The organism is Clostridium sp. Cult2 (genome assembly GCF_021655075.1).
Taxonomy (GTDB): domain Bacteria; phylum Bacillota; class Clostridia; order Tissierellales; family Tepidimicrobiaceae; genus Schnuerera.
In genome coordinates this window covers 1-15,965 of sequence record NZ_PPXX01000090.1, presented here as the reverse complement: position 1 = coordinate 15,965, position 15,965 = coordinate 1, and the positions used below count along the sequence as shown (strand labels likewise).

Sequence of the window (15,965 nt, the reverse complement as noted above, 5' to 3'; positions counted from 1 at the left end):
ATAAGATATTTTTATAATAGTAGCAATCCTAGAAGTTGAGTTAAATTATATTGTGATTTATTTTTAAATTTTAAAAGTAGGTGAATTTTATTTATGTATAGACTATTAATTATTGAAGATGATAAAAAAATAGCACAACAGATTCGCAAGTATTTAGAAAGTATGGAGTATAGTGTGGACATTGCAAGTTCTTATGAAGAAGCAATTTATAAAATGAATAGTTTCTTCGATTTGGCTTTGCTAGATATTAATCTACCAGATAAAGACGGAACTAGTTTATTAGCTATCTTAAAAAATAAAGATATTCGGGCCATAATTACAACGGTTAAAAATGACGAAAGTTTTATTGTCAGGGCATTAGATAGTGGTGCAGATGATTATCTAACCAAGCCATTTAATTTAGGTGTTTTAAGAGCAAGGATTGATGCTACTTTACGAACTTTACCCATTAGCACTGGCAATACAATTAAGTACAAGGAATGTGTTCTAAATTTAGATCAAGGTATTATTTATTTTATGGATGCTCCCGTTGAATTTACTGCACTTGAGTATGAGATACTCTCTTTATTTATTAAAAATCCCCATAGAATATATACAAGAAATCAACTTTTAGAGCGTTTTTGGGAAGAACGTGAACAATTCGTCAATGACAATACGCTGACAGCGACTATAAAAAGAATACGAGACAAAACATCAAAATCTATTATTACCACTGTACGTGGAATTGGATACAGGATGGATTAATGTAATGATATATATACTTTGGACAAGCAGTTTATTGTTACTCTATGGGATTATGAAGTGGAAGCAAAGAAAACGTATCGATGAAATTATGAAATTAATAAAACAATTAAACCGTGGTGATTATTCAATTCCTATGAAACAAGATGATTTTGCTATTTTAGAAGATCAGATATATAAGCTATTTTTAATGCTTGTAGAAGAAAGAGAACAGATTAAGAAATTGTCAGATAGTCAAATTGAAAATTTAGAAAATATTTCTCATCAGATAAAGACACCGATTACAACTATGCTTTTGGATTTACAACTATTGGAAATAGAGCAAGAAGGTTTACAAGAATTTCATGCTTTGAAATTACAATTGAAAAGATTGAATTCTTTAGTAGACATTCTATTGAAGTTATCAAGCTTAGATGCACAAGTTGACAAAATGAATTTTAAAGAATTTTATATTCATGAATTAATAGACTATGTTTTTGATATTTTAAATCAAGAATTAGAAAGGAATAATATCCAATTAATTACTCAAATAAATGAAGAATTGATTATAGCTGATTTTTATTGGGTTAGTGAAGCGATTATTAATATTATAAAAAATGCAATTAATTTGCCCAAGTGTAGCTATATTAAAATTACATCTATGGATAATCCAATTTACACAAATATACTTATTGAAGACAACGGCGGTGGCATTAAAAAAGAATATATAAATAAAATTTTCCAGCGATTTTATAAAACACCTGATTCTAACGGATTTGGTATAGGGCTAGCTATGGCGAAAACTATTATAAAGAATAATAATGGGGAGATTAGTGTGGAAAATGGAGAAGATGGTGCAATTTTTAATATAAAATTCTACAAAGTCACTTAATTATCACTTTGATTTTGTAATATTAGTATAGAAACTAATTACAAGGAGGAAATCATGGAGATATTAAGAACAGAAAACTTAATGAAAGTTTATGGAGAAGGTCCCAATCAAGTTAATGCTGTAGATAAAGTAAATTTGACTATTGAAAGAGGCGAATTTATTGCTATTGTTGGTCCAAGTGGGTCGGGAAAGTCGACACTTTTACATTTAATTGGAGGAGTTGATACTCCTACAAGTGGTAGCATTTATATTGAAGATACAGATATTTCTAAATATTCATCAAAGGAGTTGGCGTTATTTCGTCGTAGAAAAGTAGGTTTGATTTATCAGTTTTATAATCTAATACCAAATCTTACTGTTAAACATAATATTGAATTGCCATTAAAATTAGATAATCGTCATGTAGATAAGGAAACTATGGAGCAAATTGCTTCTAGATTAGGTTTAGAATCCAAATTAAACAATTTTCCAAGTGAATTATCTGGCGGACAACAACAAAGGGTGGCGATTGCAAGAAGTTTGATATATAGTCCATCTATTATTTTAGCAGATGAACCTACGGGAAATTTAGACAGAGAAAATTCTCAAGAAATTGTAGATATTCTAAAATATTATAATCGTACTTTGAAACAAACTATTATTTTAATCACCCATGACGAAAACATTGCTTTGCAAGCTGATAGGGTGATAACTATCATTGATGGTAAGATTGTGAGGGATGAGTGCAATGAATAAGAAAAATCTTCCTCTAATCCTATCTGTAGCAATAACGACTCTTTTTTTTACATTTGTTTTTTATATGGGTTTTACCAATTTAAATAATAACTATAGAAGTTTTCGCATGGGAAATATTGCCGATGCAACTCTTTCTGGTGATATAACAGTTGATGATGCAAGGTCTATTCAGGAGATTGAAGATATCGAAACAGTGGCCTTATTTGATTCACACAGAGATTCGGCTATAGTTGAGGGGCAACTTTTGGCTATCAACTATCAAGATAAGGGTTATAATTCTTTGATTGAGGATGGCATTTTAAGAGAAGGGCGTTTCCCTGAAACGAAGGATGAAATAGTTTTGTCGAAAAGTCTGCAAAATGAATTAAAATTAGAATTGGGTAGTAAAATCGAAATTGAAAAAGGAATTCGCTATGTTGATGGACAAGAAATTGATAGTTTGTCAACACTAACTGATAAAGAAGAATTTATAAGCAATGAAACAAAAGAATATACTATTGTTGGTTTTACTGAAAATGTTTATAACAAAATGACTCAAGTTCACTATGGAGCGACAATGCTTAAGGATAATTCTAAAAACTATGATGTTTTACTTCGTTTCAATGATTTCCAGGATGCATATTTAAAAAAAGACGAGATAGTATCTAAAATTGAAGAAAAAACAGGGGGCAAGACGATAGATCTAAATTTTGTTGAAAGTGTCATTAGGTACTATGGTGTTGATAAACCAGTTTTTCAAAGGATATTACCTAAATTATTTATAGGTTTTTCTGTGATTGGTGTTATATTATTATTTGTTTTCCTTATTAAAAATATTTTTACAATATGGGGAATTAGAAAAATCAGAGAATTGTCCATATATAAATCTATAGGGTCAACTGATTTTCAGATATATACTCGCCTACTAAAAGAAGCTATATGGACTTCAATTATACCGATATTCTTTGGGCATATGGCAGGATATTTTTTAATAAATAAAATTTACCAGAAGGTACAGACAATTAATGGTGTGGAAATGATTGAAAAGATGCCATTTAACACCATGCTGAGTGCTTGCATTGTTTTGGTAAGCTTGATTACTGTACTATTGTCTGTTATTGCACCAGCAAGAAAGATATCCAAGATAAATATCATAGATGGGATAAAAGGGAATTTCAATATAAAAAATATTAAACGTAGGCAACATGATAATCTATGGAAAGAATTACAGATTAACAATTCAAAGACAATAATATCTCAAAGGTCTATTTCTATTTTAGGTGTATTTATAGTAGGGATTTTTATTATTGTTTTAGCAATGGCAACTTATTATCGTGAGTATGGATACTTTGAAAAAGATTATAATATTACAATCACCTATATAAGTAAACAAAAAGAAATTCCTTCTGTATTGGAGGAAATCGTGGAAATGATCCCAAATCAAAAAGCTTATATTTCTGTTTCTAAGTATATTACTGTACCTATGGAGCTGGAATTCTCAGATGAGTTTAAAGATTTAAAACTGGATAAAGACCTCATTGAAGAGGGGGATAGACTTGGGAAGAACTTTCTGGAGGGAGAATTTTATGCCTTAGATGACCAGGCTTTTAAGGAAATTGGAGGGGGAAAAGGTGAAATTCTTTTATTAAACAAAACCCAAAGAGATCCAAAAGAACCACTTTCCAAGGCGACATATATCCCATACTTTAAGCCACTAAATAAATTAAACTATCGTATTACTGATGATAAAGAAGGTCAACTGCGTGAAATAAAAATTGATCAGATAATTGATGATTTAAAAGGATATCAAGATAGGTTGTTGCCTTTCCAAATACGATTATATACAGATTTTGAGAACTATCAAAAGTTAATGGAAGATTGGAACAAAGAGTATAAGGATAATTATGGACGAGATATAATCAACTACTATTCTTTGGAGATGAAAGTCAGTGAAGAGGATTTAAAAGACAGTCGGGAATTAATAGAGATTAGATTAAATGATTCGATTTCCTATGATGAACGATATAATATTTTGACAGGGGATGAAATCAAAACAGCTCATTCTAAAGACGTAAAATCTCTTTCATATATGATGGGAGGATTTGCCTTAATCATATTTATCTTGAATGTTACAAATGGTTATTCATCAATTAGCTTGAGTTTGCTTAATCGGAAAAAAGAAATAGGGATACTTTATTCATGTGGAATGGATAAGATTGAGTTAAAGAAAAAACTAACCAGCAACTTTATAATGGAACAAATAAAATCATTTTTTATTGTGATTTTACTAAACACAATATTAATCTTTATAATACCCATATTTTCGTGGACAGTTACTCCAAAGATTTTATTTAGCTACTTTGATTATTTAGGGTTTATACTTTTCGCTGGATTAATCTACGGAGTTAATATTTTAATTCATCGTGGTGCTGTAAATAAAATACTAAATAGACCAGTTATTGAAGTGATTAAGTAATCCTAAGAAATAGGGATCTTAAAGTGGAATAAATATACCCATAAGATCCCTTTCAAATTTGACTCATTAAACTATAGTGTCTAACAAACCTTCTGAGTGTAGATGCAGGATTTTTATTTAAATTATTAAACATAGCTTAAAACTCTAAAGATAGCTATTTTTGAACGCTTCTTAAACCCTGTGTCAGATAAATGATAAGTAGCTAAAAGCCTGCAAAATAAAGGATTTAAAAAAGTAAAGTTTGTGACCCAGCTACAGGAAGTGGCAAGACTAGAACTGCAGTTTATTTTCTATTAAAGAATATGGTAAGCAGGGAATATCAGATAATCTGGCTAACCCATAGACATATGTTAATAGATCAAACGGCAGATGCATTTTATAATTTTGCTCCCTTAATTAAAAGTCAAAATCCATCAGCTAAAAAATTAGACATGGTGTGTGTTTCTGGTGAACACAGTTCCATAAAGGCCACTAAAAAAACTGATGATATTATGATAATAGGTGTTCAATCTGGTTTTAGAAATATTGACTATTTAAACAAGGTATTGGCTAAAAAAATAATAATTGTAGTAGATGAAGCCCATCATACAGTTGCAATGTCATATCTTAGAATAATTAAATATATTAGGGAAAGAAGGAAGGATGTAAAATTACTTGGGCTAACAGCAACTCCCATAAGGGGAACAGATAGTGAAAGCAAATTTTTAATGGAAACCTTTTATAGCAATATTATTTACCATATATCAATGAGTGAATTAATAACGAAACAAATACTTGCTACACCAGTATTTGAGAATATTGAGACTGACATAAACTTTGAACCCGTAATTAGTATTGACGAAGCTAAATTAATTAAAAGGTATGGAGAAATTCCTCCTACTTTAGCTAATAAGATTGCTCAATCCACTAAGAGAAATGAAATAATAGTAGATACTTATATTAAAAACAAAGAAAGATATGGTAAAACCCTTATTTTTGCATTAAATGGAATCCATTGCTATACACTTTGCAAAGATTTACAAAAGGCAGGGATTAAATGTGATTATATCTACTCTGGAAATAGTGATAATGAAGAGAAAATTAGACGATTTAAAGAAAATGAAATAGATGTATTAGTAAATATTAATATTTTAACTGAAGGCAGCGATGTGCCAGATATACAGACCATATTTTTAACTCGCCCCACTCAAAGTGAAGGACTATTAATGCAAATGATTGGGAGGGGTATGCGGGGGACATTAGCAGGAGGGACGGATGAAGCTATAATAGTTGATTTCAATGATAAATGGGATACATTTAATAAATGGCTAAATCCAAAATGGCTAGTAGATGAAGATATTGTAGCAAAAAGACCTGATACTAGGGAATATAGAGAAATTATTATAGATAGAATACCTTGGGATTTAGTAGGAGATATATATTCAGGTATAAATTTTGAGGGAGAAAAGTCAATAATAAAGACCTTAACATTGCCAGCAGGTTGGTATCCTCTTGTAGATAATGAAGGTGAAGATTATAAAATGCTTGTATTTGAGAAACAATTACCTGGATTTAAAAAATTAAAAGAAGATTTAGATGGAAAGTTTGATAGTTTCAATATAAATGAAAATAAATTAATTAATCAATATTTCGGGGGATTTGAAATGCCACCGAATACAGATGAATTAAAACTATTTTTAGATAATTGGCAGGAAAGTAATGAATTTCCTCAATTATTTACTTTTGAAGAACGAAATAACATAGATCCAATTATATTAGTTGCAAAATTTAAGGAGCAAAATGTAGGATTAGCAGACTTAGAGGATGAAATTATGAAAATTTTTGATCAATATAAGAATATAATAGAGGATATTTATGGGGATTATAATAGCTATTATAATAGACTTATGGATTGTATTAGATATGATAGGGGCATAAGACCTGTTTCCTCTACAATTGAAGAAATACCCATTGAATTAATACCCTTTAGATTGGAAGCTACTTACGATCTTCAAGAATTATATAATGAAGTGGTAGATGAAATGTTTGATGGAGAATATGAAGGAATTCAATCTATAGAATGGACAGATAAGCCATATAAGAGTTTCTATGGAAAATATTTTATAGGGGGAAGAATTAGAATCAACTGTTTGCTTAATTCTCCTGATGTACCACGAGAAACTGTGAAATTTGTCATATATCATGAATTGCTACATAGGGACTACTGGTATCACGATAGGGAGTTTTATAGGCAGGAACATAAATATCCTGATTATACTGAGCATAATAGGTTTTTGGATTATGGTATTGGTGAATATAAATTTGAATGGTAGGAGGAGAGGAATATGAAAGTACTTTTCTGTAATATAGCTTGGATGAAATACTATTTAGGAACTACTGAAGAAGACAAGCCTATTAATGCTGGTTCCTATATAAAAGAAAATGAAGATGGAGGAGAAATTTATAATTTTCAAGATTATAATGGCTATTGTTATGGATATGTGATGCTATATGGTAATATGGCCTTGGAAAAACATTTTGAGGGAGTGGCTAGTAATCAATCCTCTGTAGAGGATGTATTGGTTATTTGGGTAGCTACTAATGAAAATAGCGAAACTAGAATTGTTGGATGGTATAAAAATGCCACAGTATTTAGGGAAGAACAATATGGAAGGGCCTTTACCAATCACCACCATGATTTGTATTATAGAATCAAGGCTTCCGCAAAGGACTGCTATTTGCTTCCAGAAGAACAAAGAACTTTTCCTATAGAAAGAGCTTCTGCTGTTGGTACAGGTATGGGAATGGGTAGATCTAATATTTGGTATGCAGAATCTAAATTTGCTCAGGATATTTTAATACCAAAGGTAATTGACTATATAGAAAATTACGATGGTGAATATGCTTTCAAATCTACCTAATTGTGGGGAAAATAAGGATTAAGAGTATGTATAATGATATAAACTGACTTAATCATGATCATAGACTTGAAAAGGGGATTAAAAATGAAAAAGATGAAAAAAACATTATCATTATTTTTAATAATTTTATTAAGTTTTTCTTTAGTAGCTTGTTCAAGTATAGATACAACAGTTGAAGATAAAATTCAAGATACTGAGGAAAATGCAGATGAGAAATTAGAAGTTCAAATCGATGAAGATGGATATTATATAAGTAAAGAAGATGTTTCTTTATATATACATATCTATAACAAACTCCCTAAAAATTATATCACTAAAAAAGAAGCAAGAGATTTAGGTTGGGAAGCAAGTAAAGGCAATCTATGGGATTTAACGGATAAGAAGAGTATTGGAGGAGACAAGTTTGGAAATAGAGAGGGTAAACTGCCTGAAAAAGAAGGTAGACAGTATTATGAATGCGATATAAATTATGAAGGTGGCCATAGAGGCGCTGAAAGATTAGTATATTCTAATGATGGATTAATCTACTATACAGAAGATCATTATGATAGTTTTGAATTATTATATGGAGATGAATAAATATGATTAAAGTGACACTTGATGGAAAACAAATGAAAACTAAAGAAACAGTACACTTATATATGAAAAATGCATTAAACTCTGAAGAATACTATGGCAATAATTTAGATGCCTTATATGATGTTTTAAGTACCTATAGTGAACCTATTGAGATAGTTTTAATCAACAAGGATAAACTAATAGAAAATTTAGGGCATTATGGTAAATCCTTAATCAAACTATTGGAAGATGTAGAAGAAGAAAATACTAATATTGAGTTTAAAATAGATTAGGAGATTTTATAAAAACAGTATAAGATAAATTAAATATAAAGAAAAACTAACGGTAAGATTTTAATCTTTCCGTTTTTCATATAATTTATTCCGTAATAATTGAAGGAAATTGCATCCATTTGTAGAATAAATATGGTATAGTGGAAATGTATAGGGGGTGGGGTCTATGAAATTAAATCTAGAACAGAGAAGAATAGTCGAACTAGAACCAAATGGGCATATGCTAGTAAAAGGGGTAGCGGGTTCAGGGAAGACTACTGTGGCTGTAAGGAGAATTCCATTTTTATTACACCACTATTGTCCTAACGAAGACGATAAGGTTTTGTTGGTAACCTTTAACAAGACCCTATTAAACTACATAAAGTATCTATATGATAAAGCAGAAGAGGAAAATTATCAGTTAGAAATATTTTCTAAAAACGATAATAATGTGGAAATAACTACAATAGATAGTTTAATGTATAAAATTTGGAATACCGGGACAACCACTGGGGGGTGTTTACCAAAATATTGAAGGACAGTTAATGGTGATAGTTTATTTACAAGTCAGGTACTAACTTATGAAATTATTACAAGAGAAGGCTATTTCGCACCTGTTAATGAGGTGCTTATTTATTGTTTGTTAAACGAGATTATGAATAGTATAATTTGAAATAGAGGGAAAAACAAATCCAGTAGGAGTAGGGTATTCTCTTTTAGAGGAAATATTGAATAAAATTACAATGTAGAATATAGGAAATTAATAGATTTTGAAGATGTTATGAAAGGAGAAAAAGTATGTTTGAAGTTTTTAATGATAGAATTTTTGAATTAAGGGAAACGCTTAGAAGAAAAGAGAAAGTAGAATTCATGTTGAACCAATCTAAAGAAGAATTAAAAATTCAAAAGAACAAAAAAAATAACCTTAATAGAATATTACAAAAAGAAGAAAAAGATGTTAGACAACTGGAGTCTTTGAGTATAACAGGATTATTTTATTCCATATTAGGCAGCAAAGAGGAACAGTTAGATAAAGAAAGGCAAGAATATTTAGCTGCTAAACTTAAATATGATGAGTGTTGTAATTCTATTAAAGATATAGAAGAAGAAATTAGAATTTATAAGGATGAGTCAAATAAATATACAGGTATAGAAGAAGAATATAGGAGTTTACTGAATAAAAAAAGGGATTTTATATTAAGTAGAAATGATGTGAATTCCCAAAGATTAAAAACTAATGTAGACAAAGCTATAGAATTGGAATTGGATATAAAGGAAATTAAAGAAGCTATTAACGCAGGTGACAATGTCAAAAGTGCTTTAGGAGAAGTAATAAAGTCATTGAGAAGTGCTGAAAACTGGGGAATGTGGGATATTCTTGGAGGGGGATTCATAGCAACAGCTGCAAAACATTCTAAAATAGATGATGCTAAAGAACAAGTATATAATGTTCAAAGACTTCTTAGAATATTTAAAAAGGAATTATCTGATGTGGATACTTCAACAGATATAGATATAAATATAGGCTCCTTTGAAACCTTTGCTGATTATTTCTTTGATGGGTTAATAACAGATTGGATTGTACAGAATAAGATAAATGATTCATTAGATAGAGCTCGTAGCATGGATAGAGATATAAGTAGAGTATTGAATACATTAACAAGGAATTTGGACCATTTAGAAATGGAGTTAGAAAAGACACAAGTAGAGATAAAAAGGTTAATTGAAGAATGTTAATGCACCGAGAAAATATCATAACCTAACACAAATAATAATCATTATTCTAATGAACGATGACAAACCAAATCGCTAGACATTGGCAAATAAACATAGAAAAACATTCAAGCCCGGCGCTAACTTATGAACTTATTATATAATATTTACCCCTAATAATATACCATATTAGTTTAATGGATACATTTATTGGGTATTAATAAATGTAATGCATTTTTCAGTATCAATAATTTTTCCAAGGGGGGATGTTCGATGTTAGCTGTAGATGGGGATATATTTGCTTTTATTAAACCATCTCTTGATGCCCATACATTAGGGATTAATTCAGCTACAGAACTATTACGGGATTGTGGATATCAAGTGATTATTGGGGATGAAGATATTGCCAAAGCTATGAATAATATTAGGTATGAAGTAAATAGGGAAAAAGTTTTAGAATGGATTCGTCATAAGAAAGTTACACAGATTGGCCTAAGTTATAGATTAGATCAAGATGAAGCTGTAAACATGGTAGGCTATTTTATGAATGAATTAAAAAGCAATAATATGTTACATTATCAGGGAGGGCCTATTAAATCTATATTCTTTGGTGGATTACCTAAAACCTGCGAAGTAATAGATAAGGAACACAAGGGGTTTGTCAAAACTTTTAAGGGTGGAGAAACTGTCCGTGAATCCTTAACCAAAATGGGAGTTCCAGAAGATAGGATTCCTAAGGATATATTAGAAGGTAGCCTATATGATGATTTGAGAATGGAATTTGGCAAAGACATAATTAATACTTATGAATACGAGGCCTTTAAGCCTATAGACAGGGCTACATATGATGAATACGGGACTTCCGACGATACAGTTGTAAAAAGGATTAACGCTAATATGAGAAGGCCTTTTATGCCTTTAATGCGTGCCCATGTAGGGCCCTATTCATCTTCTGTGGATAGGCTGGATTCCGTTAAAGAATTTATATCCTGGGCAAAGGAATTAGCAGAGGCTAGATATTTGGATATTTTATCCATTGGAACCTCCCAATTAACCCAATCAAACTTTGGGGAAGACTGGGAAGACATGCCTAATGGTGGTGGTGTACCTATTAATTCACCAGAAGAATATAGGATGATTTGGGAAGCCTCTAGACCTCTTTTATTAAGAACCTATGCTGGAACAAAAAATATACCAGAATTGGCTAAAATCTATGAAGAAACCATCAATATATGTTGGCATGCCTTATCCCTATGGTGGTTTAATAAACTAGATGGAAGAGGTCCTTATGATTTATATACCAATTTAAAACAACATATTGAAACATTAAAATATATTGCAAAGACAAATAAACCCTTTGAACCTAATCTTCCTCACCATTTTGCCTTTAGAGGAGCAGATGATGTAACCTATGTTGTATCTGCTTATTTAGCTGCTAAACTTGCTAAAAAGATGGGCATTGAAACTTTAATATTGCAGAACATGCTAAATACTCCTAGGTATACATGGGGGATTCAAGACTTAGCCAAATCTAGGGCCATGCTTACCCTTGTAAAAGAACTAGAAGATTTAAACTTTAAAGTAATATTACAACCAAGGGCAGGTTTAGACTATTTTAAACCGGATTTAGAGGAAGCTAAAATGCAATTAGCAGCTGTTACGGCATTGATGGATGATATAGACCCTTATGATGAGACTAGCCCACCTATTATTCATGTGGTTAGTTATTCAGAAGCTTCTCATCTAGCAACGCCAGATGTAATAAACGAGAGCATAAAGATTACCCAATATTCATTACAAAAATATAGAGAACTTAGAAGGAAAGGCAAAATAGAGGATATGGGTAAAAATATAGATGTTCAAGAACGGATGCTGGAACTAATGGATTCTGCAAGGACCATAATTTCTGGAATTGAAAGAAATATAGAGAATCCCTATTCACCTGAAGGATTTTATAAGATATTTGCAGCAGGTTTTTTACCAGTACCATATTTATGGGGAGAGGTAGATGAATTTAAATATGCTAAAGCATGGAAAACAAAACCGGTAAAGGGCAGTGTTAAAATTGTAGATGAAAATAATCGGGTAATAAAATCTGATAAGGTAGTGGATTATGCCAAGGAAAATATAAAGGAAGTAGAATATATTTTAAACCAGAAAGTTAATCTTTTATAGATTTAATAAGAAAACTGATAGTAGTTAAGCTATCAGTTTTTTTTATTAAATAAACAAAAAAAGCTTGACAAAATATTAATTAGAACTTATGATTAAATACATATTGAAAATATTTTAAAATATTTGAGAAGCAAAAGAGTAATTTTGATGAGTACATCCTACAGAGAACTGGGGAAGGTGAGAGCCAGGTGGTGGAAAGCTTAATGAAAAGAGTTGCTGAAATGAATAGGACAAAGCTTATAAGTGAGTATCTTATTCCGCATTCAAAGCGTTATTTGATTTAAGTTGGATTTTACTAGTTAAAATACAATTAGAGTGGTACCGCGGGCATATATACTCGTCTCTTTATGGAGACGGGTTTTTTGTATTTTAAGGATGTAATCTAAAATTAAATATTTATAGTCAATAATACAGAGAGTAATTATATTAGTAGATTTTACAGAGAACTGGGGAAGGTGAGAGCCAGAGAATGGAAAGTATAATGAAAAGAGCTGTGGAGACAAATGGGACAAAGCCTATTAGGTGAGTATCTCATTTCGCATTCAAAGCGTTATTTGAGTTGAGCTGGGTTTAAGAATTAAACCAATTAGAGTGGTAACGCGGGTTATCTCGTCTCTTATATTTAATATAGAGGCGAGTTTTTTATTACAAAATTTAAACTAAGAGGTGTATAAAATGAAAAAGCATATTAGTCTATTTATGGTAATTTTACTGGTTTTATCAAGCTTACTTGTAGCTTGTGGGAAGGATGATAAGGCAAATTTAGAGGATAGTAATTCAGAAGTTGAAAGTTATTCATTAGATGGAATCAAGGATAAAGGTAAATTAGTAATGGGAACAAGTGCAGATTATCCACCTTTTGAATTTCATACGATGATAGATGGGAAAGATGAGATTGTTGGTTTTGATATTGAAATTGCAAAGTATATAGCTGATGAGTTAGGCGTAGAATTAGAGATAAAAGATATGGAATTTGATAAACTTTTAGGTGGATTATCTACTGGAATGTTAGATATGGTAGTAGCTGGTATGAATCCAGACCCTGAAAGGGAAGCAAACTTTACCGATATCTATTACGAAGCCAATCTTTCTGTTTTAGTTCATAAGGAAGATCAGTCTAAAATAACTTCCGTAGAGGATTTAGATGGCAAAAGTATAGGAGTACAAATTGGCACAACTCAAGAAGAGATTGCAAAGACAGAAATAAAAGATGCAGATGTTAAAAGTTTAAGTACAAATCCAGATATAGTGATGAATCTAAAGACTAAAAAAATAGATTGTGCCCTTATGGAAGCACCTGTTGCTGAATCTTTTGCAAAGGCAAATGATGATATTATGGTTGTAGAGGGTTTAACTATTGACACCGATGCTGGAGGTGTAGCCATAGCTGTAAAAGAAGGAAATGATGAATTAACTGATAAGTTAAATGAAATATTAGCTGAGGCAAAATCAAAAGGTTTACTGGAAAAATGGTTAGTTGAAGCAAATGAGCTTAACGATGCAGAATAGGTTAATAAATTAGGAGGAAAAAAATTGAACGTAGTAGAGTTATTGGTAAAATATAAACATTATTATCTAATAGGGATTAAAACAACTATATTATTATCTTTTTTATCTCTTATTATAGGGACTACCTTAGGAGCTTTATTAAGTCTTTTGAAACTATCAAAGGTTAAATTATTAAGGGCTATCTCATCTATATATATTGAGATAGTCCGTGGTACACCTATGATGGTGCAAATAGCTTTAGTTTACTTTGGAAGTTATGTAATTATGGGGGTAAATATGGATGGATTTTTAGCTGCTCTAATAGCTGTTTCCTTAAACAGTGCAGCCTATGTAGCAGAAATTATCCGTTCTGGCATTCAATCTATAGACAAAGGACAAACAGAAGCCAGTAGAAGCTTAGGTCTATCTGAGGGACAAACTATGAGATATATAATACTACCTCAGGCTATCAAAAATATATTGCCAGCTTTGGGAAACGAGTTTGTTACTTTGATAAAAGAGACCGCTGTAGCTTCCACCATAGGAGTAGCGGATTTAATGTATGCATCAAAAATAGTACAAAGTAGAAGCTTTCAGCCTTTCAATCCATTGATAATAGTAGCAGTAATATATTTTATATTCACCTTTACATTATCTAAGGTAATTGGATTATTTGAAAGGAGATTAGCCCACAATGATTAAAATAGAAAATCTAAATAAATACTTTGGAAATAAACATGTACTAAAGGATATAAACTTAGAAATAGAAGATGGTGAAGTCATTGGTCTTATAGGACCTTCTGGTTCTGGTAAAAGTACACTAATAAGGTGCATAGATTATTTGGAAGAACCCACATCTGGAAATATATATTATAATGATAAAAATATAGCTAAATCAGGGAATGGAATAGATAAAATAAGACAGCAAATTGGGATGGTGTTTCAACATTTTCATCTGTTTCCTCATAAAACGGTTTTGGAGAATATAACTTTAGCTCCAGTATTAACAGGAAAATTAACTAGGGAAAAGGCAGAAGAAAAAGCTATTGAACTCCTTAATACTATGGACTTATTAGACAAGAAAAATGCCTATCCAGGCTCCCTATCTGGAGGCCAAAAACAAAGGATAGCCATTGCTAGGTCCCTTGCCATGGACCCAGAAGTAATGCTTTTCGATGAAGTTACATCAGCCCTTGACCCAGAAATGGTTGGAGAAGTATTAAATGTAATGAAGGATTTAGCTAAAACAGGTATGACAATGATTGTAGTAACCCATGAAATGGCCTTTGCCAAGCAAGTAGCCAATAGGGTAATATTAATGGCTGACGGAGAAATTATTGAAGAAAACAATGCAGTTGAATTATTTGAAAACCCACAAAATCCAAGAACAATAGAATTTTTATCCAAAGTACTAGAATACTAATGGGACAGCGGGGACGGTTCTCCCTGTCCCAAAGCATCCTTTTCATTCATTTTTACTTTAAGCTTGATATTACATTTTCTACTGTTTTAACTATTTCACTCTTATTGCTTCTATTTGATGTTAATGCCCTTCTAGCTTCTTCTATTGTATTTACCGTTGACATATCGCTACCTGTCATTGTATTAGATATTGAATCCATTGTAGATAGAATTGCTTCTTTACTACTTTCTGTATTATCCCTTTTATAGGATTCTAATTGTGATTTTAAGATATTTTTCATTTAGATGCCTCCCATATTTATTTCATCTAATAGATATATTCACCATATAAAGTTTTTTTATTCTAAGATGTTATAATGGGACAGCGGGTGGGACAGCGGGGACGGTTCTCACTGTCCCAAAACTGTCTCAATTGGATTTTCTTTCCTTGACAATATGAAAGTTGAAGTAGTACGATAGAATAAGATTTATCAAAATATGAACAAGGAGGAACAGGAACGAATATTAAAACAATTTTAGCATTATTGTCAGCTATATTAATAACTCCTGTTATGTAAATTTTAGATCTTGTTTTCCATTATAGGATAATAAATGTCATACACCCTATAAATGCCAATAAAAATGCATACACTACC

15 protein-coding genes, 1 pseudogene and 2 other annotated features are annotated in these 15,965 nt (G+C 31.1%); of the genes and pseudogenes, 15 read left to right on the top strand and 1 reads right to left on the bottom strand.

The window, feature by feature from the left end:
• The first annotated feature begins 93 nt into the window (after positions 1–93).
• The 15 genes and pseudogenes from C3E90_RS09185 to C3E90_RS09120 all read left to right on the top strand — a co-directional run bounded on the left by C3E90_RS09185 (position 94) and on the right by C3E90_RS09120 (position 15,331).
• Entirely contained in the window at positions 94–744 is a 651-nt protein-coding gene (locus C3E90_RS09185) for a response regulator transcription factor (protein WP_236915343.1), read from the top strand.
• Positions 745–748: 4 nt separating this feature from the next.
• Complete coding sequence (locus C3E90_RS09180; RefSeq protein ID WP_236915342.1) at positions 749–1,612, top strand: sensor histidine kinase; 864 nt, start codon at positions 749–751, stop codon at positions 1,610–1,612.
• A gap of 54 nt (positions 1,613–1,666) precedes the next feature.
• Complete coding sequence (locus C3E90_RS09175; RefSeq protein WP_236915341.1) at positions 1,667–2,347, top strand: ABC transporter ATP-binding protein; 681 nt, start codon at positions 1,667–1,669, stop codon at positions 2,345–2,347.
• On the top strand, positions 2,340–4,802 hold the full coding sequence (locus tag C3E90_RS09170) for an ABC transporter permease (protein WP_236915340.1): 2,463 nt from the start codon (positions 2,340–2,342) through the stop codon (positions 4,800–4,802). Before C3E90_RS09175 ends, C3E90_RS09170 begins: the two co-directional genes overlap by 8 nt.
• A 263-nt stretch (positions 4,803–5,065) precedes the next feature.
• A pseudogene (locus C3E90_RS13340) lies at positions 5,066–5,491 on the top strand (DEAD/DEAH box helicase family protein); the annotation flags it as partial.
• A gap of 18 nt (positions 5,492–5,509) precedes the next feature.
• Complete coding sequence (locus C3E90_RS09165; protein ID WP_336513028.1) at positions 5,510–7,114, top strand: DEAD/DEAH box helicase; 1,605 nt, start codon at positions 5,510–5,512, stop codon at positions 7,112–7,114.
• Positions 7,115–7,126: 12 nt separating this feature from the next.
• Positions 7,127–7,702 carry a hypothetical protein gene (locus C3E90_RS09160; protein ID WP_236915338.1) on the top strand — a complete coding sequence of 192 codons (576 nt, stop codon included), beginning with the start codon at positions 7,127–7,129 and terminating at the stop codon, positions 7,700–7,702.
• Between the two features lie 84 nt (positions 7,703–7,786).
• Positions 7,787–8,281: a ribonuclease domain-containing protein gene (locus C3E90_RS09155; RefSeq protein ID WP_336513027.1), complete on the top strand. Its 495-nt coding sequence runs from the start codon at positions 7,787–7,789 to the stop codon at positions 8,279–8,281.
• A 2-nt stretch (positions 8,282–8,283) separates the two neighbouring features.
• Positions 8,284–8,553, top strand: coding sequence for a barstar family protein (locus C3E90_RS09150; protein ID WP_236915337.1), 270 nt, complete (start codon positions 8,284–8,286; stop codon positions 8,551–8,553).
• Positions 8,554–8,719: 166 nt separating this feature from the next.
• Complete coding sequence (locus C3E90_RS09145; protein ID WP_236915336.1) at positions 8,720–9,067, top strand: UvrD-helicase domain-containing protein; 348 nt, start codon at positions 8,720–8,722, stop codon at positions 9,065–9,067.
• Between the two features lie 263 nt (positions 9,068–9,330).
• Positions 9,331–10,269: a hypothetical protein gene (locus tag C3E90_RS09140; RefSeq protein ID WP_236915335.1), complete on the top strand. Its 939-nt coding sequence runs from the start codon at positions 9,331–9,333 to the stop codon at positions 10,267–10,269.
• Between the two features lie 249 nt (positions 10,270–10,518).
• On the top strand, positions 10,519–12,420 hold the full coding sequence (locus C3E90_RS09135) for a cobalamin-binding protein (protein WP_236915334.1): 1,902 nt from the start codon (positions 10,519–10,521) through the stop codon (positions 12,418–12,420).
• Positions 12,421–12,536: 116 nt separating this feature from the next.
• Positions 12,537–12,768, top strand: a binding site (T-box leader).
• 48 nt (positions 12,769–12,816) lie between these two features.
• Positions 12,817–13,040, top strand: a binding site (T-box leader).
• Between the two features lie 55 nt (positions 13,041–13,095).
• Positions 13,096–13,929: a transporter substrate-binding domain-containing protein gene (locus C3E90_RS09130; RefSeq protein WP_236915333.1), complete on the top strand. Its 834-nt coding sequence runs from the start codon at positions 13,096–13,098 to the stop codon at positions 13,927–13,929.
• A gap of 24 nt (positions 13,930–13,953) precedes the next feature.
• Complete coding sequence (locus C3E90_RS09125; RefSeq protein ID WP_236915332.1) at positions 13,954–14,610, top strand: amino acid ABC transporter permease; 657 nt, start codon at positions 13,954–13,956, stop codon at positions 14,608–14,610.
• Complete coding sequence (locus C3E90_RS09120; protein WP_236915331.1) at positions 14,603–15,331, top strand: amino acid ABC transporter ATP-binding protein; 729 nt, start codon at positions 14,603–14,605, stop codon at positions 15,329–15,331. Before C3E90_RS09125 ends, C3E90_RS09120 begins: the two co-directional genes overlap by 8 nt.
• Before the next feature lie 52 nt (positions 15,332–15,383).
• Here C3E90_RS09120 and C3E90_RS09115 read toward each other — a convergent pair whose 3' ends face one another.
• Positions 15,384–15,611, bottom strand: a complete 228-nt coding sequence (locus C3E90_RS09115; protein WP_236915330.1) for a hypothetical protein — start codon at positions 15,609–15,611, stop codon at positions 15,384–15,386.
• Between the last annotated feature and the right edge of the window lie 354 nt (positions 15,612–15,965).

Bases quoted from the DNA above. Each gene is read 5' to 3' on its own strand.
- C3E90_RS09115 (WP_236915330.1), bottom strand. From the start codon at position 15,611: ATGAAAAATATCTTAAAATCACAATTAGAATCCTATAAAAGGGATAAT.
- C3E90_RS09165 (WP_336513028.1), top strand. From the start codon at position 5,510: ATGGAAACCTTTTATAGCAATATTATTTACCATATATCAATGAGTGAA.
- C3E90_RS09135 (WP_236915334.1), top strand. From the start codon at position 10,519: ATGTTAGCTGTAGATGGGGATATATTTGCTTTTATTAAACCATCTCTT.
- C3E90_RS09185 (WP_236915343.1), top strand. From the start codon at position 94: ATGTATAGACTATTAATTATTGAAGATGATAAAAAAATAGCACAACAG.
- C3E90_RS09145 (WP_236915336.1), top strand. From the start codon at position 8,720: ATGAAATTAAATCTAGAACAGAGAAGAATAGTCGAACTAGAACCAAAT.
- C3E90_RS09170 (WP_236915340.1), top strand. From the start codon at position 2,340: ATGAATAAGAAAAATCTTCCTCTAATCCTATCTGTAGCAATAACGACT.
- C3E90_RS09150 (WP_236915337.1), top strand. From the start codon at position 8,284: ATGATTAAAGTGACACTTGATGGAAAACAAATGAAAACTAAAGAAACA.
- C3E90_RS09130 (WP_236915333.1), top strand. From the start codon at position 13,096: ATGAAAAAGCATATTAGTCTATTTATGGTAATTTTACTGGTTTTATCA.
- C3E90_RS09120 (WP_236915331.1), top strand. From the start codon at position 14,603: ATGATTAAAATAGAAAATCTAAATAAATACTTTGGAAATAAACATGTA.
- C3E90_RS09175 (WP_236915341.1), top strand. From the start codon at position 1,667: ATGGAGATATTAAGAACAGAAAACTTAATGAAAGTTTATGGAGAAGGT.
- C3E90_RS09160 (WP_236915338.1), top strand. From the start codon at position 7,127: ATGAAAGTACTTTTCTGTAATATAGCTTGGATGAAATACTATTTAGGA.
- C3E90_RS09140 (WP_236915335.1), top strand. From the start codon at position 9,331: ATGTTTGAAGTTTTTAATGATAGAATTTTTGAATTAAGGGAAACGCTT.
- C3E90_RS09155 (WP_336513027.1), top strand. From the start codon at position 7,787: ATGAAAAAGATGAAAAAAACATTATCATTATTTTTAATAATTTTATTA.
- C3E90_RS09180 (WP_236915342.1), top strand. From the start codon at position 749: ATGATATATATACTTTGGACAAGCAGTTTATTGTTACTCTATGGGATT.